General features: G+C 47.0%; 19 protein-coding genes and 1 tRNA gene. 8 read left to right on the top strand and 12 right to left on the bottom strand.

Features of this window, described 5'->3' with window-relative positions:
• The first annotated feature begins 144 nt into the window (after positions 1-144).
• Genes ndhL through trpA form a run of 3 tightly spaced genes read left to right on the top strand, consistent with a single transcriptional unit; the run spans position 145 to position 1,467 of the window.
• Positions 145-354 carry an NAD(P)H-quinone oxidoreductase subunit L gene (ndhL, locus tag I1H34_RS18650; RefSeq protein WP_212662486.1) on the top strand — a complete coding sequence of 70 codons (210 nt, stop codon included), beginning with the start codon at positions 145-147 and terminating at the stop codon, positions 352-354.
• A gap of 4 nt (positions 355-358) precedes the next feature.
• On the top strand, positions 359-664 hold the full coding sequence (locus I1H34_RS18645) for a DUF3007 family protein (RefSeq protein ID WP_212662485.1): 306 nt from the start codon (positions 359-361) through the stop codon (positions 662-664).
• A complete protein-coding gene (trpA, locus tag I1H34_RS18640; protein ID WP_212662484.1) occupies positions 664-1,467 on the top strand; it encodes a tryptophan synthase subunit alpha in 804 nt (267 codons plus the stop codon). Before I1H34_RS18645 ends, trpA begins: the two co-directional genes overlap by 1 nt.
• Before the next feature lie 50 nt (positions 1,468-1,517).
• On the opposite strand, the gene I1H34_RS18635 is transcribed toward trpA, so the two are convergent.
• Positions 1,518-1,589: transfer RNA gene (locus I1H34_RS18635), tRNA-Thr, on the bottom strand.
• Between the two features lie 59 nt (positions 1,590-1,648).
• Positions 1,649-2,734, bottom strand: coding sequence for a PIN/TRAM domain-containing protein (locus I1H34_RS18630; protein ID WP_212662483.1), 1,086 nt, complete (start codon positions 2,732-2,734; stop codon positions 1,649-1,651).
• A gap of 232 nt (positions 2,735-2,966) precedes the next feature.
• Here I1H34_RS18630 and hemW point away from each other — a divergent pair, with 232 nt between their 5' ends.
• Entirely contained in the window at positions 2,967-4,190 is a 1,224-nt protein-coding gene (gene hemW / locus I1H34_RS18625; protein ID WP_315874843.1) for a radical SAM family heme chaperone HemW, read from the top strand.
• 61 nt (positions 4,191-4,251) lie between these two features.
• On the opposite strand, the gene I1H34_RS18620 is transcribed toward hemW, so the two are convergent.
• Complete coding sequence (locus I1H34_RS18620) at positions 4,252-5,517, bottom strand: S-layer homology domain-containing protein (RefSeq protein ID WP_212662482.1); 1,266 nt, start codon at positions 5,515-5,517, stop codon at positions 4,252-4,254.
• Between the two features lie 163 nt (positions 5,518-5,680).
• Entirely contained in the window at positions 5,681-6,874 is a 1,194-nt protein-coding gene (locus I1H34_RS18615; RefSeq protein ID WP_212662481.1) for a lipid-A-disaccharide synthase-related protein, read from the bottom strand.
• 672 nt (positions 6,875-7,546) lie between these two features.
• Between I1H34_RS18615 and I1H34_RS18610 the strand changes: the two genes are divergently transcribed.
• Positions 7,547-8,620, top strand: coding sequence for a chlorophyll a/b binding light-harvesting protein (locus I1H34_RS18610; protein ID WP_212662480.1), 1,074 nt, complete (start codon positions 7,547-7,549; stop codon positions 8,618-8,620).
• A gap of 77 nt (positions 8,621-8,697) precedes the next feature.
• On the opposite strand, the gene I1H34_RS18605 is transcribed toward I1H34_RS18610, so the two are convergent.
• A complete protein-coding gene (locus I1H34_RS18605) occupies positions 8,698-9,129 on the bottom strand; it encodes an HIT family protein (protein ID WP_235109303.1) in 432 nt (143 codons plus the stop codon).
• A 237-nt stretch (positions 9,130-9,366) separates the two neighbouring features.
• Here I1H34_RS18605 and I1H34_RS18600 point away from each other — a divergent pair, with 237 nt between their 5' ends.
• Positions 9,367-10,431, top strand: coding sequence for a hypothetical protein (locus I1H34_RS18600; RefSeq protein WP_212662478.1), 1,065 nt, complete (start codon positions 9,367-9,369; stop codon positions 10,429-10,431).
• A gap of 54 nt (positions 10,432-10,485) precedes the next feature.
• Here I1H34_RS18600 and I1H34_RS18595 read toward each other — a convergent pair whose 3' ends face one another.
• The 5 genes from I1H34_RS18595 to I1H34_RS18575 all read right to left on the bottom strand — a co-directional run bounded on the left by I1H34_RS18595 (position 10,486) and on the right by I1H34_RS18575 (position 20,421).
• Positions 10,486-12,654 (bottom strand): alginate lyase family protein, encoded by a 2,169-nt coding sequence (locus tag I1H34_RS18595; protein WP_212662477.1) that lies wholly within the window; start codon positions 12,652-12,654, stop codon positions 10,486-10,488.
• A 1,328-nt stretch (positions 12,655-13,982) separates the two neighbouring features.
• The gene (prmA, locus tag I1H34_RS18590) at positions 13,983-14,924 is read right to left on the bottom strand and encodes a 50S ribosomal protein L11 methyltransferase (protein ID WP_212662476.1); all 942 of its coding nucleotides are present in this window, start codon (positions 14,922-14,924) and stop codon (positions 13,983-13,985) included.
• Entirely contained in the window at positions 14,924-16,507 is a 1,584-nt protein-coding gene (gene serA / locus I1H34_RS18585; RefSeq protein WP_212662475.1) for a phosphoglycerate dehydrogenase, read from the bottom strand. Before serA ends, prmA begins: the two co-directional genes overlap by 1 nt.
• 137 nt (positions 16,508-16,644) lie before the next feature.
• Positions 16,645-18,861, bottom strand: coding sequence for an amino acid permease (locus I1H34_RS18580; protein WP_212662474.1), 2,217 nt, complete (start codon positions 18,859-18,861; stop codon positions 16,645-16,647).
• 111 nt (positions 18,862-18,972) lie between these two features.
• Positions 18,973-20,421 (bottom strand): carotenoid oxygenase family protein, encoded by a 1,449-nt coding sequence (locus I1H34_RS18575; protein ID WP_212662473.1) that lies wholly within the window; start codon positions 20,419-20,421, stop codon positions 18,973-18,975.
• A 93-nt stretch (positions 20,422-20,514) separates the two neighbouring features.
• Here I1H34_RS18575 and I1H34_RS18570 point away from each other — a divergent pair, with 93 nt between their 5' ends.
• Positions 20,515-21,048, top strand: a complete 534-nt coding sequence (locus I1H34_RS18570; RefSeq protein WP_212662472.1) for a PadR family transcriptional regulator — start codon at positions 20,515-20,517, stop codon at positions 21,046-21,048.
• 229 nt (positions 21,049-21,277) lie between these two features.
• Entirely contained in the window at positions 21,278-21,778 is a 501-nt protein-coding gene (locus tag I1H34_RS18565) for a YchJ family protein (RefSeq protein ID WP_212662471.1), read from the top strand.
• A gap of 11 nt (positions 21,779-21,789) precedes the next feature.
• On the opposite strand, the gene I1H34_RS18560 is transcribed toward I1H34_RS18565, so the two are convergent.
• Together I1H34_RS18560 and I1H34_RS18555 are read right to left on the bottom strand one after the other, a co-directional pair.
• Positions 21,790-22,386, bottom strand: a complete 597-nt coding sequence (locus I1H34_RS18560) for a hypothetical protein (protein WP_212662470.1) — start codon at positions 22,384-22,386, stop codon at positions 21,790-21,792.
• A 99-nt stretch (positions 22,387-22,485) separates the two neighbouring features.
• Positions 22,486-23,193: a hypothetical protein gene (locus tag I1H34_RS18555; RefSeq protein WP_212662469.1), complete on the bottom strand. Its 708-nt coding sequence runs from the start codon at positions 23,191-23,193 to the stop codon at positions 22,486-22,488.
• Positions 23,194-23,362: the final 169 nt, after the last annotated feature.

Here is a 23,362-nt window from a genome sequence, read left to right as displayed (position 1 = left end):
TGGATGTCAGAGACCTGCTGTTAATTCTGGGGGGAGGGCAACCTGCAAGGTAGAATAGGAGGACGAAATGCATAGGACTTCGTCCTTGAGGCTGTATGCCAGCATGTTCTAAACCCCTTGGACTTGACTAAATATCCAATTTCTATGGTTGTTAATTTAATCCTCTTATTGGGACTGTTGGGTGGCTATCTGCTGGTGATGCCCGCCATTACCTATTTCTATCTCCAAAAGCGCTGGTATGTTGCTAGCTCTTTTGAGCGTGGATTTATGTACTTTATGGTGTTCTTTTTCTTCCCCAGTTTGCTGTTGCTCAGCCCTTTCTTGAATTTCCGTCCCCAACCTCGCAAAATTTGAGCCCATGCGCCGAATAGATGCGATCGCAATTGGTATCGGTGTGTTTTTGGCCGGGGGACTCATTTATGGAGGACTGCGATACGCCGGTATCGAACCCCAAAGTGCAGGAGTCTGGAGCCAAGTTGTTTTTGCTGCAGGGCTGCTGGGCTGGGTAGCCTCTTACTTTCTGCGGGTGGTCACAGGTAATATGACCTATAACCAGCAGCGAGAAGACTATGAAGATGCCATGCTGGAAAAGCGTTTGAAAGAAATGACTCCAGAAGAACTTGAGGCCTTACAAGCTTCTATTGACGATGAGACTGATTCGTAATGACCTCTGTTTCTGATTGTTTTGCTCAGCTGCGCAACCGTGGCCAATGCGCACTGATTCCGTTCTTAACGGCTGGAGATCCAGATTTAGAAACCACAGCCAGTGCTCTACGTCAGTTAGACGCGAGTGGTGCAGATTTAATTGAGCTAGGAGTGCCCTATTCTGATCCCTTGGCAGATGGACCCGTCATCCAGGCCGCAGCGACTCGGGCATTGCAGCGAGGGACCCGTCTGGATCATGTTTTAGGGATGGTGACAGAGCTATCTCCTGAAATTCGAGCCCCCATTATTTTATTTACCTACTACAACCCCATTTACCATCGAGGGGTTACTGAATATCTGCAGCAGATTGCCAAAGCTGGGGTGCGGGGTTTAGTGGTTCCTGATTTACCTTTAGAAGAATCAGAGTATCTATTGCAGCAAGCGACTGACTTGGGGATTGAAGTGACGCTGTTGGTCGCACCGACTAGCTCAAAAGAACGAATTGAGAAAATTGCCTTGTGTTCCCAAGGCTTTATTTACCTAGTGAGCACTACTGGCGTCACGGGGATGCGTACCAAGGTGGAAAATCGCGTTCAAGATTTAATTGCAGATTTGCGACAAGTGACAGATAAGCCGATCGGTGTTGGCTTCGGTATTTCGCGAACGGAACATGCTCGTCAGATGATGGAATGGGGAGCAGATGCCGCTATTGTGGGTAGTGCGTTTGTGAATCGTTTGAGTGAGGGTAGCTCCAGTCAAGGGCTATCAGCGATCAGTACTTTTTGCCGATCCCTCAAGTCTTCACTACTGATGGAAGTATAAATTGCCAAGGGGAAAGCAATTTCCACTCCCCAGAAAGCGATTAACCCAAAAGCCGATGATGCGATTTGAACGCACGGCCGCTCGATTACGAATCGAGTGCTCTACCACTGAGCTACATCGGCATGAAATTTGAAAACCCAGTATATCAGGTTGTTCATTGCCAGTAACAGGTTCTGGAGAATTAGGCCCAAGCTGTTTGCGGACGGGCAAAAATCATGCGACCTGCTGAGGTTTGTAAGGCACTGGTCACCACGACTGGCACCTTATCACCGATATGGTTGCTGGCTTCTTCTACCACCACCATCGTGCCGTCCTCTAAATAACCTACTCCTTGGGCGGGTTCCTTACCGACCTTGATGATTTTGAGATCTAAGCTATCTCCAGGCAGATAAACCGGCCGTAGTGATTTCGCCAAATCATTGACATTGAGAACCTGGATACTTTGGACACTCGCCACTTTGTTGAGATTGTAGTCATTGGTGACCATGGATGCATTGATATCTTGGGCCAGTCGCACTAACTTAGCGTCTACGGTAGAGACATCCTCGTAATCAGCAGGATGTATGGTGATGCGATCTGGGTATTCCATTCGTAGGCGGTTGAGAATATCCAACCCTCGCCGCCCTCGAGCTCGTTTTTGGTCATTGCCTGCATCGGCTAAAGTTTGTAGTTCTTGCAAAATAAAACGAGGAACTAAAATTTGGCCATCCAAAAATCCCGTCAGTAATAGACCCTCAATCCGGCCATCAATAATGCAGCTAGTATCCAAAACCTTCGTTGGGGAGGGTTGTAGCGTTCCTTCCGCCAGTAGCATGGTTTCAAGGGAGTTGGGATTGATCAACCGCAAAATGGTTTGGCCATGAATATCGGCTAGGGTTAATCCCAAAAATGCAAAAATGAGGCTGCCCAAAACCGCTGCAGTGGGTTTAATAAACGCAAACTCTTTGGGTAAAGGAAATAGAAAGATGGGGGCCAACATCAGATTGGCCACTAAAAGCCCTAAAAATAGACCGGCTGATCGGCTGAGTAAGACATCCGTGGGTAAGGCTTTAATCCTTTTCTCAATCCGTCGGCAAGAGACCTGAGCGGCAAACCCAATGCCCAAGCTGAGAAGGGCCCCAAAGCCCGTGGCCACCCACCGCAGACCATCAATGTTAACCCCTTCTAATTCACTGGGGGTCAACAGGTCGGGTAAGATATCGACGCCCCGAAAACCCACTGCTGCACCCACAGCAATGAAGGTCAAGATGATAAATAGGTCTAGCATTGTCCTAGCTTACCGTTTAATAGGAGGGGCACACTTTTTCGGAGATAATAAGGACACGTCATCGGACTTGTTATTTTCTCAGAGGAAAATACCTCTAATAATTATTATAGTGTCCTTAATTCAGGACCTTACGGCGTTTTTTCCCTTGGCCAAAAAGATTCTATTAAAATACATAGATCTAGATCAACGTTGGCGGTCAACGGTCTGATTTAATCCTGAGGCAATCCAGTTTGTGAAAATAGTTCAACCCTCACGTTCTTCACGGATTGTTCGCCCTTGGCCAACGTCGGCTTATATTCACATTCCGTTTTGTCGGCGGCGATGTTTTTATTGTGATTTTCCCATCTCGGTGATTGGGGATCGAAAGCGGGGAGAGACTTCCCTTGCCATTGCCCATTATGTCGATCTTTTATGCCAGGAAATTGAGGTCACTTCCACGGGGCCACACCCGATAAAAACCATCTTTTTCGGGGGTGGGACGCCTTCTCTGTTATCTGCTCAGCAGTTAGGGCAGGTGTTGCAGGTTTTAGAACAACAATTTGGCTTTGAACCGGACATAGAAATTTCGATTGAAATGGATCCAGGAACCTTTTCTTTGCTGCTAATGCAGCAGTTCAAAGCTTTGGGGGTTAACAGAGTCAGTTTAGGGGTTCAAGCTTTTACGGAGGAGCTGTTGCAGGCTTGCGGGCGTTCCCATACGGTGGCGGATATCGATGATGCGATCGCAATTCTCCACCAAGCTGGTATCACCAATTTTGGTCTGGATTTGATCTCTGGTTTACCTAACCAGACCCTGGACCAATGGCAGGCTAGTTTAGAGGCAGCCATCGCCTTGGAACCGACCCATCTTTCAACCTATGACTTGGTGATTGAGCCGACGACGGTATTTGGAAAAAAATATCAGCCAGGGATGCAGCCCCTACCATCAGATGAAACCGCAGCTCAGATGTATCGTCTCGCTGCTACCGCCCTCACCGCTGCCGGCTATGACCATTACGAAATCTCTAACTATGCCCACCCAGGTCATACCTGTCGGCATAATCAAGTCTATTGGCAAAACGGTCCCTACTATGGTTTTGGCATGGGGGCGACCAGCTATGTTCATGGGCAAAGGGTCAGCCGTCCTCGGACCCGTAAAGATTACGCCGACTGGGTGAATCGGTTGATTGCTGCTCAAGGGCAGATGGACGATGAAGTGAGTACTGACCTGGACATTCTGTTGGAAACATTAATGATGGGACTCAGATTGGCAACGGGTGTCTCCCTCGCCACATTGCAAGATATTGCCAGTCCTGAGTCAGTAGATCTTTTACTAGGGTGCTTAGTGCCCTACCAGGAGCAGGGCTGGGTGCGATTGCCTCACCATCAAGAAGATGTCATTTGTTTAACGGACCCGGATGGTTTCTTGTTTTCCAACACTATTCTCACAACGATCTGGCAAGCATTAGATCCATAGGTTGTTCCATCAGCCCTGGCGATTGGAGATTTTGTGCAAGAGCGGGTGGAACATTGGCGATCTAGGTGGTTAGATCCAAGCCCGCTTGGATGGTTAACTCTAAGGATGCTGGATCGACCACGATCACGCTGTCTTTGGGGGCAGAGGGACTGGTGCCCACACCGCTCAGCAAAGCGCCAGTAAGTAAACTGCCTAAGTTAAACCCACTTCCTAGGACGGAGTTGAGGATGGTTCGACCGGCTGCTGTGCTAATGGCACCCTTAATATCATTGGGTTTGACGGATTGACGAGAAACCGCCACCTGTGGATCAGAGCTGGCCCTCATATCGTAAGTGCGAGTCCCGACTTTAAGGGTTTTAGCCACAAACTGTGTTCCAGGGGTTGTGCCGACATTCACTGGCACTAGCGTTCCTTCGATTAGACTGCCTTTAGGAATGAGCACCGTCCCTGCAGCATTGGCAATGTCCTCTGCGACTTCCAGCGTAGTTTCCACCGTCTCGCCTGGGGCAACAATTAAATTAACTTTGTTGGGACCTGGATACCGAACGGGAATCTTTGAGCCAGAGGCAATGATACTACCCGTATTGATCGGTGTGCTGGGTTTCCCAGGGGAGGAGGTGCCATCTAGTTTGACAATGTAATTATTGGCACGAGCCTTGTCAGGGATCGGCTCTAAATCCCCTTGGTCGACCAATGCTTGGTAGACAAAGGCTGCAATTTCGGCTCGGGTAGCTTGCTGGTTTGGATTTAGAAAGTTGGCATTGGGATAGTTCACGACTAACCCCGCTTCTGTTGATGCCGTGACGCCTTTATCGGCATAGCCAGGGATATCTGCTGCATCACGAAAGGTGGCTAATACTTCATCGGTGGGGGCATCGGGTTCTAACTCTAGACCACTGGCTAAGGCTACTAGCGCTTGGACCTTGGGGATTCTTTGATTGGGCTGAAACAAATTTCCAGGGTAGCCTGATAAAAAGCGAGTGCTATAAGCCTTATCAATGGCAGGCTGAGCCCAATGATTGGTGGGAACATCAGCGAAGCCGCGATACTGGCGAGTAGACTCACGATCAAAGGCTTGGCGAACAATTGCCGCAAATTGAGCGCGGGTTACGGGCTGATCAGGTTTGAAGGTCCCATCAGGGAATCCTTTAATGACATTCTTTTCAGCTAGTTTTTCGATAAATGGGCGCGCCCAATAGCCAAGGCTGACATCAGAAAAATTGGTTTGGGCTGATGCCGGGAGTGTAGAGAAAAGGGGAGCCATGGCACTGAGGGAGACTCCCCAGGCCAGAGCAATTCTAGGAAGTTGTGGGGAAACACGCAGCATGCAAAAAGACCCTCCAGGTAAATGATGTAAAATGTATTTTTCTTTCCCTTGAGTATCGAAGAAATTGGTTTAGAAACCAGAAAGCCTGGGATTTATTTTATTTTATTTGCAAAAATAAATCTGTTATTGCTATGAACCCGCTGCATAGCAGTCATCGTGAGCGTTAGGGATTTAACAAATACTGGTGAAGTGTTTGAGCAATCTTGGCAGAGGCACCGGGTAATCCCATGCGGTGGCGACCATTCTCAATCCAACCTTGTGGATGTCGGCCTTGTTCCTGAACGACCGACAGCATATGAGGCAACTCTTCCGGTGTTTTGATTTGATAAATAGAGGGGCCCAGTAACTGGGCTTGGGCTGCTGCAAACTGAGCAGTGAACTGCGGTCCATGACCCGGCATCGTGATCACGGGTTTACCGAGGCCAACTGCTTGCTCTGTAGCGGTGCCAGCCATCCCCACCACGATATTGGCAGCAGACAAACAATCTCTAAAACCATTGGGAACCAGTAGTAAGGAATGGTGCTGGTGCTGATAATAAGGAAATGCGGTGTCTTCCTGAGGAGTCCATCCATATTTCACCAGGGTTTCTTGAAGGGGTAGCCCATCAATACCGGGTGAGATCGCACCTAAAAATACGTACTTCTGTTGCATCTGATGTAAGTCTGCAATTGCCGAGATCATTAACTCCCAATTCCTAAAGACTTCAGAAGTATGCGATCCCGGTAACAGCAAGATTTTGCAGCCAGGGGGCAACTCAGGTAAATGACCTTGAGGCTCTAAGTCGTCCATCATTGGGTTGCCGCAGTCGAAAACGGGGATGGACCAGCGTTGTAAGGTTGTTGCCGTGATGCGATCGCGAGGAAATACTCCCCGACATTGCTTATGGGTCATGAGCCACCGTTCCCAAGGCCAATAAATAGAAGACCTTAAATAGGGCGGATGACTGCCTCTGTAATATTCAGACTTGGCAGTACCCACGAAGGCATAGGGCAAACCACTCCACCATGCCAACATCAAAGGCACAATATCCCCAACGGCTAGTACTGCCCCGCCCTTGCGAGACCACTGCTGCATCGCCCTGATTTGCTGCAGAGTGAAGCCCATGAAGCCATCCTGTAGATCTTGGCCAAATTCACGCCCCCAAAAACCTCCCGATAAAAAGACCTTGCCCTTCACCAAATAGGAGACATGCTGCGTTTGATAAGCCAGGCCTTGGCCCACCATCGGTAATGCGGCAATCTGGAGTTTTGGCTGGGCTTGAATTAATGCTTGCAGAATACGAACCGCAACTTGGTCTTCGCCATGGCCATTACTAATGACTAGTAGTTGACCTTTTCTATATGGAGAGGTCTGCATACCCATCAGCGCCACTTCTTGAAGTAATCATTGGAGGCTGTGGTCTGTCTACATCAGTTGAGATAGAGGAGCGGATCCCATGCCTGCTAGATAACCTACGGGGATGGCTGGAAAATCACCTACATCTTTACCCGTAATCGCGCTCTGGAAATCTTATGAATAAGAGGGCAGTGATATTATCCCAACCCCTGTATAAATGGATCCCGCTACTTGAAAGGCTTTGCGTACCTGAGAGTACTTCATAAAACATTACATTTTGTTACTTTCAGTACAGGATCTTAGTGCTGGAAATGCTAAAGATTAAGTAGTCTTAAGTGTTATCCCGATTCCTTTCATCAACAACAGTTTGGAGGTGAAGGCCTGTTGATCTGGATATTCGGTCTAATACTGAGTATGGATAACGGATTGAATGCATTCTGCAAGGTATACTTGAGCTTCAATTGGCTGGTCAGATAGTGGGTTTCCCGCATTTGCTGGTTCCTTACGAGTCGCCTTAACAATAGAGCGCTAATGGATAAATACCAGAACCGCTTGTTGTACAGGGCATGGCGTCGTAACATTATTTCATCCGCCTGTTTAAGATAATTGCATTTTCCTGTGACATAAGTTTTATCAGGCGAAATTTTATAGAGTCGTTTTTCCTCAAAACATTATCCTTTTGGAATAAAGAAAATGGCAACAAAAGTCGATACTTCTCCTGAATATCCCTGGTATCAGGGTAATAGCCGGTTAGTAGACACCAGCGCGCAGGGCAAATGGTTAGCAGCTCACATCCTGCAGATTGGTTTGATCATGTTTTGGGTTGGGTTTAATACTTTTTCTGAAAATCAAGTGTTTGACCCCAACCTTCCCATGTTTGACCAAGGGTTGGTTTTAATTCCCCACCTTGCTGCAGAAGGCTTTGGTATTGGGCCTGGTGGTGTTGTTACTAACACTTTCGTTTACACACAAGTTGGTGCTATCCACATGGTGGCTAGCTTAGTGCTGTTTGCAGGTGCTTACTTCCATGCCAAGCTTGGTCCTTCCGCTCTATCAGATGGCGGTCGTGGAAATACTGAGCGATTTTCCTTTGAATGGGATGATCCCAAGCAACTCGGTTATATCCTTGGTAACCACTTACTCTTCATTGGATTCGCTTCCTTGATCTTTGTCGGTTGGATGAAGTTCCACGGTCTTTACGATCCAACAGTTGGTGAAGTGGTTAAAGTTGCTGCTCCTGGTTCTACCATCGCTAACGTCTTTAAGTATGGTTGGTCTACTCCTGGATACAATCCTTTCTTCGTTGACAACCTTGATGACCTAGCTTCTGGTCACCTGTTCATTGGTTTGTTTGATATGGCTGGTGGAATCTGGCACATCAACGTTGCTCCTTTCAAGTGGGAGCAAGACCTCGGATCTCGCATCAGTATCTACACTCCTGATGGTTTGATCGGAACTTCCCTTGGTGGTGTTGCCATCATGGGTTTCATCTCTGCCTACTTCTGTGCAGTGAACACCTTTGTTTATCCTGTTGAATTCTACGGCGCTGCTTGCGAAGTTAAGTTCGGTATTGCCCCTTACTTCAAAGACACTGCTGATTTAGCTGAAGGTTTTTACACGTCTCGTGCGTGGTTGGCTAACGTTACCTATTATGTTGCTTTCTATTGCCTACAAGGACACCTTTTCCATTCCTTGAGAGCAATGGGCTTCAAGTTCGAGAATATCCCTGCTGTTATTGCTCGTGATACAGGTAATGCTCCTGCATAAACCATCACCTATTGTCTGATAATTGAGAATCTGCTAGCTCTTGAAGCTAGCAGATTTTTTTGTGGCTAAACCTGAGCTCAGAGTCTTAAGGATGCTGCCATCTGATCTAGTTCTTGGCGAGATGGGGTGGGAATATCTTTATCACCGAATTTGGCTTCTCCACCCTCACAGTAGGCATAGTGTTTATGCATAATATCTAGGGGGCCATATTGGGGAATGAGATGGAGATGAGCGTGGGCTACTGTAAAGCCATGTACTAGCATGCCAATCCGTAGCGGTTTATAAACGGCCATGATCCTCCGCCCCACCTGTTGGGCAGCGACCATCACTTTTGCCGCGAGTGGATCAGGAATATCTGTGAAATGGTCAATATGAGCTTTAGGAATGACCAAACAGGCCCCCGGATAGACCGGATGTAATGGGATAAAGGCCATCACCGCTTCATCTTCATAGACGGTGCTGACGGGCGCATCACCTTGTGCGATCGCACAAAAAGGACAATTATCCATCACATTGATCACTCCAACTTTTCAGGGGGCTTGCCTAGGTTTCCCATCCTTCGGGTAAACCTGGAGTAGCCCACTTAAACCCTAATTTTTTTTGCCTTTCCCATGATGACTGCAGGGGAAGCTTCTGTCCAAAATAGAATGCAGATATTAAGTCCTACTAAGACAAGGAGAGCCATTGACAGATTTGTCAACAATATGGGTGCTTTAATTTCTGTGACTACGGCCAAGTAACCATTGATGTCTATGCCATTTGATCCGAGTTTTGCTCAAAAGCGACTAGAAAAATTTTGGCAACTGTCTGCCAATTTTGGCATGGAAAGGAATGCCTATCACAATTACCTCAACGAAATTGTCAGTGATCGGTATGCTCTGATCAATGGGCTGCAGCTACTCCGAGATGAACTACAATTTGCGGCGGCTAGCAAAACTGATATCAACGTGTGCGGTGCCGATTTAAGCTTACCGAGTGTCGTCACAACCTTGGCCTATACCAATTGTGGTGATCGGATTCATCAAGGTGAAGCGACAAAGCGATATCGAGACGTTGTCGCCTCAAGGTTTGCAACCCTATCGGAAATTGGAGAGCTGAAACTAGAAGCTTTTTTCCCCGCAGGTGGAGGGACGGATAATGGGGCAACCCTTGCCCATGTCACTGTTGCTCATCAAATTGATGAATCCCTCCGCCGTCGTCTATATGCAGGTAATCCTCAATCCATGGTGCTAGTTGCCATTGATCTCAAAACCCATGTAGGGCGATTACGAGAAGACGGGCAACGAGTCTATGGTAAAACCCGTGAGTCTCCCTGGCGGGAACCTCGGGCAGCCTGTGGAGCCATTGCAGATGCCTTAAGTCACTATCATCCCCATAACTTGATTCATAGACGCATTCGGGATGACTTAGGCGAAAAAAATTTCCAGTACCTTTCCACCCAAAAAATTTATACAGAAGAAGGCGTAGATATTACCTTAGCTGTTGCATCCGCTATCGTAGCCATTCGTGGGATTCGCAATACCTCCATGGCCTTGACCCAAGAGATGGATGAGAGAGGGCTGGCACACTTAACAGCTAGCACCACCGTTAATAGGCCTTCAAGAGATGATCTCGTGATCTATCTTGCTCGGGCAACGGTTTTTCAAGGGAAAGTTCATATCCAGAGCCTTGGCTCAAAAGCAGAACTTTATGGGGGAAAATTAGTAGATTACGCAGGTGAACGTCGGCTACAACTAACGTATGATGACCATGACATCAATAACCTGCCGATAGAGGAGATATCCTACCAAATTCATGCCTCTGGTCTATAAGTTGCAATGCCCTCAAAAGCGTTTGAATGAAGAACCTGCCGCCATCAAGCAGATTTATTTTATATGGCCTACTGAATGTTGAGAGTACCCTTGAGGGGGCAAGCCTTCAACTTGAATGATGGCCTCTGGGTGGGTAGGCAAAGAATTTAGAATTTGTTGTTCATCTAGACATAAAGAGACCTGAATCCGATTAGACGCATTTTTTACTTCTAGCTGTATCCGATCTTCAGAAATGGATTGATACTGAACATCAAGTTGCGATACAACACCCAGCGCAGGGCACAAAATCCAGGCAAACGTTGCTGTTGTAGAAATATTGGATGAATAGATCACTGTTGGATTAGGTTGTTTATGGTTATATTCTTTACTCCACCATCCTTGAACAGGTTGCATACGACCTTTGGCAATATCGATATCCCATGACAGATTATCAGTCGGGACAATTCGTAAATTGCCGCAATTAGCATTAGTGGTGACGATAGAGGGACCTTGAACTTCAACATCACAATCAGGATGAAAGTGCCAGAGTGCTTGAATTTGATGAGCAGAGCTAGCAGACACACGATCAATCACAATCCAATACTTATGGCGCAGATAGACTAGAAATCGTGAATGTATGACTTTGTCTGCAACGCCTTGATACCCTTGATCAAACTTGCCATAAGCAAAATCAAACTCTGATGTTGAATAAAATTGCTGTTCGACGGGACTTAGTGCTTCACCGATGTCCGGATTTTGGCTCTGACCATCAACGAGAATTGTATTGTGGCTAGCTGAGTTCCTAAAATAATGCCAGAAGGGATCTCGTTTGTAGTGATAGCGTCCGCTATCTACTAAGAGATCTCGACCAAATGCGGCAATAGAAAGGTGTAATTTATCGTTGTGGGTATGGTAATTAATGCCGTGGGGACCCACATCAAAAAATCCCCAATGGGCATCTTTTTTCCAACTACTCCGCATAATCACTTGGCCTGCCCAAGGAAAGATAATAGAGGGGGAGAGAGGACATTCTCCTTCTTGTCCATTGGATGCAATATATTGCCAATCAGAGCGGTTATATAGCTTTCCCTCGTTCTGGACAGCTGTTTGGATCTCATCTCGATCCGAATCATTATTGAGGGGGGCACTGCCATCTGGCCGCATCGTAAATGCAAGATAGTTCCACATCCTCTCCAATGTTTTGGCAAAAGAAATAGGTAAGTTGTGGCCAGAAAGCTGTATTAATTTTGCGAAATTATTGAAATCTAGCAGGGTCACTCGATGGTAGTGACTCGTTAATTCTTTATGACTCCCATCCGGATAGACTTGCAAGTTGATCTCACGGGACATGTGAAATTGGGCGTAAGTCAACCAAGATTGGGAGAATTTAAACTCAGGCCAGCATATTGCTAGAGTGGCTAATCCGTTCATCTCACGAGCAAGCCAGTTTGCTCCCCAGGTGTGGCAATGCCGCAGAAAATTGCCATGTACCGGCAAGATCGCGAGCATCAGCAGATGATCGACTTCTGAAAAGCTTGGACTCTCCAGCAAACCATAAAATATGGGAGCCCAGTGCAGGATACGGCAAGCGACTTCCCGACCTCGCCATTGAGCCCAGTAGTGTGTATTGGGGGCTGCAATGCTAGTTAATATCCAATCTCTGATACTGAGGTAAATATATTGAACATAATCTGAGTTTCCACTTCTTAGATAAGCATGAAAAAGGTCGACAACATGGTAATGCCTGTTCAAAAACCACGCCCACTCAGAATCCTCTTTAGAACCTAGATAAGACCAGTTAAAACTGTCATTGTCTTGGGGAACGATGCCACTAATACGTTGGAAGATAAATTCATTGTTTAAGATGTGATCTGCATCTAAATCCTTGTTAAATTTTTGTTCTGGAAGTAAATTCTTCCAGCCTATTTTATCCGGCTTCTTCCGGAAATATTTAATTAATGAATGGCTAGCTTGAGTATAGTCACCATTATTGATATATTCTCTGACTTCCTCTAGGCCAGGATGTTCAAGGTTAATGTTTTCAAATAGATTGGCAATAAGCTTTGGATGTTCTTGGCATAGCTCATCAACTGATGTTAGTCGATTCCCCTCAAGCTTTTTGTTCGATAAAGTTAAGCCAATATAGTGTTTAAAGAAACTAACAAGAGTGAGTTTCTTAACTTTACTACTTGTAATTGCTACTTTATTGAAAGCCTGTTGAATATACGGCTGCAAAATTAACATCAGTTCTAATTTACTAAACTCAAGCAGGAGATTTTATAGATGATATTTTTATGAGTTGAGGGCTACATGCTTAGATCTTTGAATTTTAAGAGAGTGTGACTAGGCATTTCTATATTATCCCTCAATTGATTCGTAGAAAAATATCTAAAATGATACTTATAATATTGCCATAGAGAATAAGGATTTGATAATTCGTGTTTTGTGTTCTATTTGACAAATAACAGAAACTACCTTAAATAAGCAAGTAGAGAATGATTAGTGGATCTAAGAGATATTAGGCTTCTATGTTCCAATAAATCACTATGAAAATCGACTAATTGCACAGATAATAAGTAAAAAATTGCTGATTGAGAGTAAAATAAGTGATTTTTGAAGTATAAGAATTGATTGTTTTTTAATTAATCTTCATGCTTAAAAAAATAAATCACTTTCTTTATTCAAGCAAAATATGAGTCATTGGAAAAAAAGTTTTTATCTTTACCTCATTAGATATTGACCTGGAGAAAGTCTAAATATTATACTGGAAGGCCAATCAAAGACTAGTTTCTATCTCTTTTCTGCTTGTTTTCTCGTTTTCTGGTCTAAACTCCTTCTAAGATAAGTTTGAGGCAATATTGTACACCAAAAACAGTCTAATAATCAGGTTTGCTGCTTTTGAAATAGATAAGAGAACTACCAATATTTTCTGTTAGCTCAAATAAAAAAGATTGATCTTAGCTTTTTTATAATGCGAAATTCTCTAAGCTTGGGAGCACGGAATAGACTTCCTGTCTAGGTCGGTTAAGGCCCATACTAAGTGGCTGATTGCTCAGAAAGACATAAATATCTGAAAAATCGTGAGTAATCTAAATCAGGTGTCTGAAAATCGCTGTATTCTCCACTAGTAATAGCAATACCTGTGATTTGAATGGAGAGACATTGGTAGAGAGAGTAGCTGTAGAATCAGATTCTGTGGTTTGCCAAGTCAATTCAACTTATGCCGTCATGCATAGTCAGGATTGTCTACGATAGGTTGACCGTATTCTTGCTGCGATACAGTCTGGTTTTTTAGTGTTGTGAATACAGTGTTTTCTGGAGACTATGAGGAAAGTTACAAATAGGTCCCAGATCGTTTCTGTAAGAGAATCTGCTAGTGCACCCTTTCAATGGAAGAGGCATCTCAAGCTATAGGTATTTTTCCAAGCTGCCCCACCTTAGTTCGTAAACTATAGTTAGGATTAGTCCCACTTTTCACGAATTTCCACTAAGTCAGGCTGTGATAGATAAGAATTGGAAACGCAGCTCGGATGAAGCTGCGTTTAAAGACAAAATATAAGGGTGTCAGTATTTCAGCTTCGTTCAATGATCAAGCTGCACCAGTCTTGTTCATGATGGATATCGCAAACTTTCCAGCCATGAGCATGTAGGGCCTCAATAATCATGGATGCTTGAGTATCTAAAATACCGCTAAGAATCCCCCAACTGTCCCGGCCAGTGATATCAGTAAATTGAGGGATTAAGTCAAGAATGATATGGGCCAAAATATTGCAGCAAAACCCTTGGACTGGATGCTGAAGATGCTGTGCCACTTGGTCAAGACTTCCTTCCGTAACCCATAGTTGGTCTGACGTAAGGCCATTCAGCTTTCGGCTAGCCTGGGTTGCACCAATGGCGAGCGGATCTAGATCAACTGCATAGGCTTTGTTGGCTCCCAAAAGAAGAGCAGCAATGGAAAGAATACCGGTGCCACAACCAATATCAGCGATGGCGAGGGGATTAGATTGTTCCTGAATCTGCTGTTCTAGGGCTCGTAAGCATAGCTGAGTGGTTGCATGAGCACCTGTGCCAAAGGCAACTCCAGGATTGAGGCGAATCAAGAGACGTTCACACTGCTCTGGCACTTCTAGCCAAGCTGGATAGATCAGTAACCGATGGCCGACTTCTTGAGGGTGCCAATAGTTTCGCCAGTTATGGGCCCAATCTTCCTCTGTAATTAACTGCCAGCTAATGTCTGGGGCAGGATGTCCCACGGATTGAACATCCTGATGTAAGCGCGTGGCAATTTTTTGCAGATCAATCGATTGGACCCGGTCCAGGGACAGATATCCGCAAACAGTCAGCTCTTGATTGACCACTTGACTCGCTGTGCCTTGGCATCCTTCCTCTTGTAGTCGCCAAAACAATAGATCATCTATCAGGGGCACCCCCACAACTTTAATTTCCCACCATTGGCTAGGAGGTAAAGTCGCAGGAGTGACCGACTGATTTTGATTGCCTTGAGAATCAGGCATTACTGCAAATTCACAATATAGGCATCCCGAATCCCTTCTACATTCGTGATTTCAGACAGCACCCCTTCTGGTAAAGGATCATCTAGGCTGAGGACCATGACGGCAGAACCTCGCACCAACTTACGACCCACCTGCATACTGGCGATGTTGACGTTGAAGCTACCTAACTGAGAGCCAATTTGGCCGATAATGCCTGGCATATCCCGGTGTACCGTCAGCAGCATGTGCCGAGTAGGGACAACATTGATGGGGAAATCATCAATGTTGGTAATCCGTAGTTCATCTTCACCCAAGATGGCGCCTGTAACCGAGCGAGTTTCAGAGGGACCTTTGGCAGAGAGTTGAATCGACCCAGAATAGTCTCGGACTGAAGCATCGCGGGTCTCTACAACACGAATACCGCGATCTTTGGCTTCAATTCCAGCGTTCACATAGTTGACACGCTCTCTCAAGGCAGGAGATAGCAGTCCTTTGAGGGCGGCAACAACAATCGGCTGACTATCATTGGAAGCCAGTTCTCCTTGGAGACGGACGTCTAACGATTCAATCCGGCCGCCAGCCAGCTGACCGACTAGATTGCCCAGGGTCTCTGCTAAGAGCATGTAAGGCTTGAGTTTTTCCAATACGTCAGGACGTAAACCGGGAATGTTCACGGCTGAACGGGCGGGTAGCCCCAAGAGGACATCTCGAATTTGTTCGGCTACATCCACTGCCACATTGGTTTGAGCCTCTTCAGTCGATGCCCCTAGGTGTGGGGTCAAGATGATGTCTTGCTCTAGGTGGCAAAGGGGAGAGTCGCCTAAAGGTTCACTGGCATAAACATCCAAGGCGGCGGCGGCGATTTGTCCAGATTCTAGGGCTTTGCCGAGAGCCTCCTCGTCAATGATGCCGCCCCGAGCACAGTTGATAATGCGGGCGGTGGACTTCATTTTGCCGAGGGTCTCAGCATTGACTAAATTCTGTGTTTCTGGTGTTTTGGGAAGGTGCAATGTGATGTAGTCCGATTCTTGGAATAAGAAATCTAACTCCACTAGCTGGCAGCCTATCTGTTCTGCCCGTTCTTGGGATAAAAATGGGTCGTAGGCTAGCAGCTTCATGCCCATTGCCCGGGCAACTGTGGCGACGTGGGAGCCGATCTTGCCGAGTCCGACAACGCCCAGGGTTTTTTTATAGACTTCTACGCCAGTAAATTTTTTGCGTTCCCATTTGCCCGCTTTAACGGACTGGTTGGCATCGGGAATATGGCGGGAGAGGGACAGCATTAAGGCTAAAGCATGTTCTGCGGCAGCGATGGTGTTACCTTCTGGGGAGTTCACCACCACAATCCCTTTTTTGGTGGCTGTGGGTACATCCACATTGTCGACACCCACACCAGCTCGACCAATGATTTTGAGCTGAGTGGCTGCTTCAATCACTGCTTCTGTAACTTGAGTGCCCGACCGAATCATCAGGGCATCGTACTCAGGAATAATTTGGATTAATTCTTCTGGAGAAAGCTTGGTCTTAACATCGACTTGGGCGACTTGACCTAAAAGGTCAATGCCGGAGGGGTCAATTGGATCTGAGACGAGAACCTTGGGCATAACAGGAAAGGAGAATGAAAGTTCACAGGGATGAGCAGAACGGAATTACCCTGTTTCTGACACCTCAGTTCGCCATTCTACAAGAACCCCGATGGAAGAACTAGGGTAAAAAATATAAAGCTGTTCAACTGAAAAAGCTATTCCTTCTCCAGTACGTCAGCAAAGGCCAAATTTTGAGACGCCAGCACAAATAAGGTGGTGGGCAATCCCATGGTTCGAGTCTGTAAACTCTCGTAATATTCGCTGAATTGTTCGTCTGGACGAGCCATCCCAAGAATGACTAAGTCAGCCCCTTTGGAGGAGGATTTTAAGATTTGGGCGAAGGGACGATCGTTGGCAATAATGACCTGTGATACGGCACGGATACGCAGCCGCTTGACGACATCATCTAAGTTGCGCTGAGCTGCTTGAGCTGCAGACTGATCGGGCACCACGAGCTTGAGCCAAATTTCTGTTTGCCGCCACACCATACTGGTGCGTAGTAAGTCGGCCAAGATCAGCATGAGCCCGCCATTCTGTTTTAAGCCTCCCCACCAGACATCAATCCGGCGACAAAAGTTGGGAAAGCGGTTTTGGTGGGTGTCTTGATAGCGCAGAATAGCGACATTCCGTTGAGCCTGATGGAAATGGGCGATCATTTGACAATAGCGATCGCGGCTCGTTGCATTTTCCGTATTGCCCAACAGAATTGTGTTGGGAACCAAGGCCCCAAGCCCATACGCTTCGACTAAACGTTCCGCCCCAGCAAAGGGATCGCTATCGCGGACAAATCGGACTAAAGCTTTAACGCCTTTGCGATCCAGATAGTCTTTGACCATAGATTCCATGGTGGTTTGTTGGGCCACATCTCTACCCTTAACGGGCAGGACGCTAGATACCGTAATCAGTCCACGATTGTGGGTGAGGGCAGAGGCTACCTGAACCAGATGCCAACGACGGGTGGGCACGCCCGATAACACTAGAATATGGGGCCGCCAGTTTTTAGGGTCTGGGGTACTGCCCAGCTGGAACAGTCCCATCCGGACCACGGTCATCCACACCCCTCGCCGCACATCTCCCCAGGCACTTTCCAATTGCTGCCGCTCTAGCCAAAGGTAAATGGCTAGAACTATCAGGGCTGCCATAATAGTCGCCAACCCATTGATCAAAAACATGACGGCGATACAGCCGAATGCGCCCATTAAGGAAAAAATCCAGTGGATGCGAAAGGTGGGTCGGAAAGAGGGACTCTGAAGAAAGCTTTCGACTCCAGCCGCCACGTTCAGGACCATATAGGTGGTCAAGAAAAACATACTGAGGACCGGGGCGATTAAATTCAGGTCACCAATGGAGACTACAGCTAAGGCGATTCCTAAGGTGAAAAGCGTTCCTAGCCGGGGTTCGTCATTGGGGCCGCTGCCAATTCCCAGCCATCGGAGACTGCGAGGCAAGATGCGATCGCGTGCCAATGCCTGCAAGACTCGGGGTGCACCTAAGATACTGCCAATTGCGCTCGAAAGGGTTGCCCCCCAGACCCCGAGTAGGATGGCGTCGCCCCAAAAGGCAATTCTTCGCATCACCAAAGGATCTTGCATCAGAGTGCTAGGTTCTGCCCGCATGGTGAGGAGAATTGGCAACACCATATAGATCACATATCCCGTTCCAATCGCAGCCAAAGTTCCCTTCGGAATCGATCGGGCTGGATCTTTTAAATCTCCTGACATACTTACACCAGCCATGATCCCGGTAACCGCTGGGAAAAAGACGGCGAAAACTTCCCAAAAACCTTTGGCTTGGGGAATGGCGTCTGCCCCTGTTTCGACGGGAACTGGATGACCAAACCCAAAAGAGACCAGCGATACTGCAATCGCTGCCATAATTCCGAACTGGGCTTTGATGGCAATATCAGCCGATTTGAGAGCCAGACCTGCAACGAACAAAGTGGTCACGACTGCCACTAAGGTTTGATTGAGGTTGGGGAAAATGCGGACTAGACTTTCGGCAAAGCCAATGGTGTATAGCGCTACAGAGACGGCTTGGGCAAAAAACAGCGGAATCCCGACTGCACCTCCGGTTTCAATGCCCAGAGAGCGGCTAATCATGTAGTAGGCTCCCCCTGCACGTACCACTTGATCCGTTGCGATCGCAGAAATAGACAGGGCAGTTAAAAAAGTGATCGAGGTGGCTAAGGTGACGATCACTAGGGTATTGAAGAGGCCAACATTGCCCACGACCCAACCGAAGCGTAGGTACATAATGACGCCTAGGATGGTCAGCAGGGAGGGGGTATAAACACCAGCAAATGTGCCTAATCCAGGAGTCTCTTCGGTACTGGCCGTTTTGGCTTTAGACCGACGCAAAGGGAATTTGGGCATAGACAAATTTGCACTTGAAGAAGTATTGCAGGCCTCAGTTACTATCCCACACTCTTTTAGTGAAGATATTAATTCTGAGGTGTGTAGCATTGTACTTCGGTTTTCTCTTCCTTAGCTGGGGTATGGGCTAGGTTGCCAGGTGCCATGAAATCCCATGGGGACTACACTGGGTAACCCCAAGCGGCAAATAGGACCATCCTCTAAATGATCTGCAGCCAAAATCCATACCTCACTGGTATGGGATGCGGCTTGGTAGACCACAGAGATAATCCAACCTTGTCTAGGTTGTCCAGGCTCGGGGGCATAGATGGGTTCGCTGCAGTAGGCTTGTTCACCGACTTGAATGCTGCTCAGTCGATGAGAAGCGTGATCGAAACAGACAATCTCTCGAAATAGCTCTGTGGTCGGATCTGATGCGGGGCGAGTGGAGAGGTAGGTATGACTGTGGGCCAGTCCGACCTGGTGGGGATCAACTATGGGAAACTCACCTGTCCGATCTATCAGGGCATAGGTCTCCAAAACTTTGCCAGTTCGGGGATCAAGATGGAGTCGCCAGAGTTGACCGTCTGCTTGGGTTTGTGGATGACCACTGACGACTTCTTTCAGGAACTGATTCGTGCTGAAATCGGCATAGCGGACGAAATCGATGATCACGTGTCCTTGGTCATCGATATAGCCATTTCCAAAATGCCATTGATACCAGGGATCAGCTTCTCCTTGGCTGACTACTTCTAGGGACTCGCGATCAATCACTAAGATTTGAGTGCCTTGTTGAGGTTTCCATTGGAGGCAATCGCTATAGCTCTTCATCTGTGCCAATAACGGCAACGGATTCATGGAGACGGGAGAAATACAAAAAATCAGGTAAGGCCCTGCCATCACAAAATCGTGAATCATCGGTAGGCCCTTAAGGGGAATTTGGGTTTGACGTTTGACTTTGCCCTCTGCTGAGCAACGATAGATATGCAGTTGACCTTGCTTGCCGTAGCTAACCCCAAAGTTAGAGATTTCTCCACTGAGCGGATCACGTTTGGGATGGGCGGAGAAGGACTGATCCGGTGCTAGGAATCCTAAGTCATCTAATCCTTGGGTTTCTAGAGAGGCTAGGTCCAAAGCATGGGGATGTCCCCCTTCCCATAAGGTCAAGAGCTTATCGGGAAGCGCAAGCACAGAGGTATTGGCTGCATTTTTGGTCGCTCCCTGCCGCAATCGTCGCCATAGGGACCCGGCGGTTAGCATCCCATAGCCTCCCATCAGGAATTGATCGGCCTGTTCTTCGGCCTGGTAGCCCGCCGTTTGCACATAGCGATAGACTCCGGATGCCTGGGTACCACCGAAATGCACTGCTAAAACAGCCCCATCTCCATCGAACCAATGGCCGACTCGTTGCCCGCCGCGCTCTAGACGCCCTGGTCCATTGCGATAGAGGGAGCCTTTGAGGTCTTTGGGTATAGCCCCGGACAAGATAGGTAGCTGGGTTGTAGAAAATTCTGGTGCAGCCTGGGCAAACATGCCATACCAGGCTTGCGGAGATTGTTGAGGACGAGACTGGGTAATCATGGGTGGGTCTCCTAGGCAACAAATACAATGTAATATGCAACAAAGTGCATATTCTTACTATATGCAATTATTTGAATATGTCAATCAGTGCATATGAGTCTTTCTTACGCAATTTTGGCAACCTTGGCGGATCAAGCCTGCAGTGGCTATGAGTTGGCGAAGCGGTTTGATGGGTCAGTGGGCCATTTCTGGTCTGCAAGTCATCAGCAGATCTATCGAGAACTCAACCGTTTAGAGGAGCGACAGTGGATCACGGGAGAGGTGATTCCCCAAACGGGTCGTCCTGATAAAAAGTGCTATCACCTGACTGAAATGGGTAAGGCGGAGATGGCCGAGTGGATTGCTCAGCCCAGTAAAAGTAGCCGCACGAAGGAAGAAATCCTAGTGAAGCTGTTTGCCGGGGATTTAGTAGAGCCTGAGGTATTACTGGCAGAACTCCGTCGTTACCAGCAAGAACATCAACAGCAATTGCAGATCTATCGGCAGATTGAGCAGCAGCATTTTGCTGAGCCAGAGCAGTTATCTTGGGCAGCAAAATGTCAGTATCTAACGCTGCGGCAAGGCATTCGCCATGAAGTGGATGTAATTGTTTGGTGTGAGGAAGCCTTGGCTTTATTAGAGTTTTGAGATCTACATGATTGATCGCAATGGTTTAACCTCGAAAACTCAAGAGTCAAGGTCAGCGATGTTGATAATCATCACAGGTCCAAGATTGATAGTCTTGCTCAGTATCCGTTCAAATGCAAAGGGCAAGAGCTGGTGAGCCAATGACTTCTATGATGAAAGATATTGAACGGCTTTGGCCTCACACATCCTATGAAATTGAAAATCTAGTGTTGTCTGCCTAAATTGAATCATGCTGATCTCTGACGATCGCTCTGCTACAAGTCTTTGCCCCTGCGGTAGTCAAAAGTTATTCAACCAGTGCTGCGGTGTTTATTTACAAGGGTCGCTCCCTGCCCCCACCGCTGAGACACTGATGAGATCGCGCTACGTTGCCTATTGCCTCAAAAATATCGATTACCTATTCAATACCGAGCATCCCAGTCACCGACAACCCAATAGCCGACAATTGATCGCTGCCACTGCCAATCATCTGACTTGGCTGGGTTTAACTGTACTTGCCACTAAAGCTGGACAACCTGAAGATAAAACCGGAGTTGTTGAGTTCTTTGCGGTGTACCAAGAAGGGAACTCTGTGGCCCAACTCCACGAGCGATCGCGCTTTATCAAAGAAAATGGCAAATGGTTTTACACCGATGGGGATAGGTTACCGCCCTTCCAGCCGAAAAAGAATGAGCCCTGTTGGTGTAAAAGTGGCAAAAAGTTTAAACAGTGCCACCGTAAGAAAATCTGATAGCTCTAATGTCACCAGAAAAATGAACGAGGTGATGACCCGCCAGCTGCGATGATTTTGTCGCATTTCGATCTAAGTTTTGCGTTTGACACTGATTGGGACAGATGAGCAGCAGATTCCGGATTGAAACGGTAAAGTATGCCTATTGCGTTGACAGTGGCGCGATCGCAACGCCAATTCGAATGACAATCAGTCACTCGGACAACCATCTTAGCTACAGTTTCGACCGCATTAGAGTTGATGTGGGCTGCAGCACTCAGCAATAAGATAAGCGCCTCGGATCGGGATGAAGGCGGTTCTATCTGTCGGGCTTTAGATAGTACAGCCTGGAGCCGAGAGGCAGCAGATTTGGTATGGGATCTTTCAGCCAGTGCGGCGATTTCCCAAGCGCGGACAGCGCACTGTTGGTAAGTGTCCACGCAAGCTTCTGCCGCTTTAGCTGCCTGATTAGCGACCGATGTTGGGGCTTGGTCGCAATAACGGGCGATATAAGCCAGTGCTTGAGCACGAAACCAAGGCTCGCTGATTTTTCGGGCCTTTTGCAGAGCATGCGGTGAGTCAGTTTTGGCTAAGCGTGCAACGAGGTCTCGCTGTTTAGTCGCACTCATTTACTGCAGTTGGTTAACGTCTTTGAGTTGAGCGGCGCATAGAGAAGTAAAAAGTGTCCCGAGGCTGTCTGAATCCGAATGTCTGTTTTAAGCAAATGGTTAGACATCAAACCACCAAGTGCCAGGGCCTCCAGCAATAACATCATCGAGCCAATTTTCATACCACTCCAGAAAACTGACACCAAGAGGGTAATATCCCTGCTCACTACATTCACCGTCCAGCCACATTTGCCCACGGGTTGGTCCACTCACTACTAATCTATGTAAATACCCACACCCTTCATGGCAAAGAGTAAGAGTGCCTGAAGTTAAATACAGTTGGTATCTATCAATTTCTGCTTCGGTAATGTCTCCTGTCTCAGCTCGATCAAACATGGCAATAACTGCGTTGTCCTGATCAGGGTTGTATGGGGAAGTATGCTGAAACGCTACTTTCAAAATATCTGTTGGAAACTCATCAAGAGGAGAGCATGTTAATCGACACCTCAAGGCATCATCAAGTGAAAACATGCCATAAGCAGGACCCAGACCACCATTAGCGACTTGAGTGATAAAGGTGCGATAGCCGGTAGGGAGTGCTACAGCATATTGAGTTTCAAACTTTTCTACATCAGACATTTTCAGTGGTTTTCGGCATGAGAAGCCATGTCCTTCTTTTCCAAATGCATGATTAGGTTTTTGCCGGATAACCTTTGCCAACTTCTCTGAAATGCGACTGACTTGTCCAAATGCATGATTAGGTTTTTGCCGGATAACCTTTGCCAACCTCTCTGAAATGCGACTGACTTGAGGGCCAAATTCTTTCACAATAATTTAGACGTTTAACTTCGATAGCTCGTTTACAGTATTCGTTTCATGATGTCCTACCAACTCAATTAATGCTGTGATCTGATTTGGATTTTTAATCTTCTACTATCGGCGTAAGTTTAACGTCTCGTAATTGCTAATTGGCTTGTGTAATAGAATGTGTGAATAA

Source organism: Acaryochloris marina S15, assembly GCF_018336915.1.
GTDB lineage: Bacteria > Cyanobacteriota > Cyanobacteriia > Thermosynechococcales > Thermosynechococcaceae > Acaryochloris > Acaryochloris marina_A.
Note: the sequence above shows the minus strand (reverse complement) of the source record. Positions and strands in the feature narration are given on the sequence as shown.

What these genes read in the sequence shown, in the direction of transcription:
- trpA (WP_212662484.1), top strand. Translation starts at nt 664, where the DNA reads ATGACCTCTGTTTCTGATTGTTTTGCTCAGCTGCGCAACCGTGGCCAA.
- I1H34_RS18645 (WP_212662485.1), top strand. Translation starts at nt 359, where the DNA reads ATGCGCCGAATAGATGCGATCGCAATTGGTATCGGTGTGTTTTTGGCC.
- I1H34_RS18620 (WP_212662482.1), bottom strand. Translation starts at nt 5,517, where the DNA reads ATGCTGCGTGTTTCCCCACAACTTCCTAGAATTGCTCTGGCCTGGGGA.
- prmA (WP_212662476.1), bottom strand. Translation starts at nt 14,924, where the DNA reads ATGCCTGATTCTCAAGGCAATCAAAATCAGTCGGTCACTCCTGCGACT.
- I1H34_RS18630 (WP_212662483.1), bottom strand. Translation starts at nt 2,734, where the DNA reads ATGCTAGACCTATTTATCATCTTGACCTTCATTGCTGTGGGTGCAGCA.
- I1H34_RS18610 (WP_212662480.1), top strand. Translation starts at nt 7,547, where the DNA reads ATGGCAACAAAAGTCGATACTTCTCCTGAATATCCCTGGTATCAGGGT.
- I1H34_RS18615 (WP_212662481.1), bottom strand. Translation starts at nt 6,874, where the DNA reads ATGCAGACCTCTCCATATAGAAAAGGTCAACTACTAGTCATTAGTAAT.
- serA (WP_212662475.1), bottom strand. Translation starts at nt 16,507, where the DNA reads ATGCCCAAGGTTCTCGTCTCAGATCCAATTGACCCCTCCGGCATTGAC.
- I1H34_RS18600 (WP_212662478.1), top strand. Translation starts at nt 9,367, where the DNA reads ATGTCTATGCCATTTGATCCGAGTTTTGCTCAAAAGCGACTAGAAAAA.
- I1H34_RS18565 (WP_212662471.1), top strand. Translation starts at nt 21,278, where the DNA reads ATGCTGATCTCTGACGATCGCTCTGCTACAAGTCTTTGCCCCTGCGGT.
- I1H34_RS18580 (WP_212662474.1), bottom strand. Translation starts at nt 18,861, where the DNA reads ATGCCCAAATTCCCTTTGCGTCGGTCTAAAGCCAAAACGGCCAGTACC.
- I1H34_RS18605 (WP_235109303.1), bottom strand. Translation starts at nt 9,129, where the DNA reads ATGGATAATTGTCCTTTTTGTGCGATCGCACAAGGTGATGCGCCCGTC.
- I1H34_RS18570 (WP_212662472.1), top strand. Translation starts at nt 20,515, where the DNA reads ATGAGTCTTTCTTACGCAATTTTGGCAACCTTGGCGGATCAAGCCTGC.
- I1H34_RS18595 (WP_212662477.1), bottom strand. Translation starts at nt 12,654, where the DNA reads ATGTTAATTTTGCAGCCGTATATTCAACAGGCTTTCAATAAAGTAGCA.
- ndhL (WP_212662486.1), top strand. Translation starts at nt 145, where the DNA reads ATGGTTGTTAATTTAATCCTCTTATTGGGACTGTTGGGTGGCTATCTG.
- I1H34_RS18575 (WP_212662473.1), bottom strand. Translation starts at nt 20,421, where the DNA reads ATGATTACCCAGTCTCGTCCTCAACAATCTCCGCAAGCCTGGTATGGC.
- I1H34_RS18560 (WP_212662470.1), bottom strand. Translation starts at nt 22,386, where the DNA reads ATGAGTGCGACTAAACAGCGAGACCTCGTTGCACGCTTAGCCAAAACT.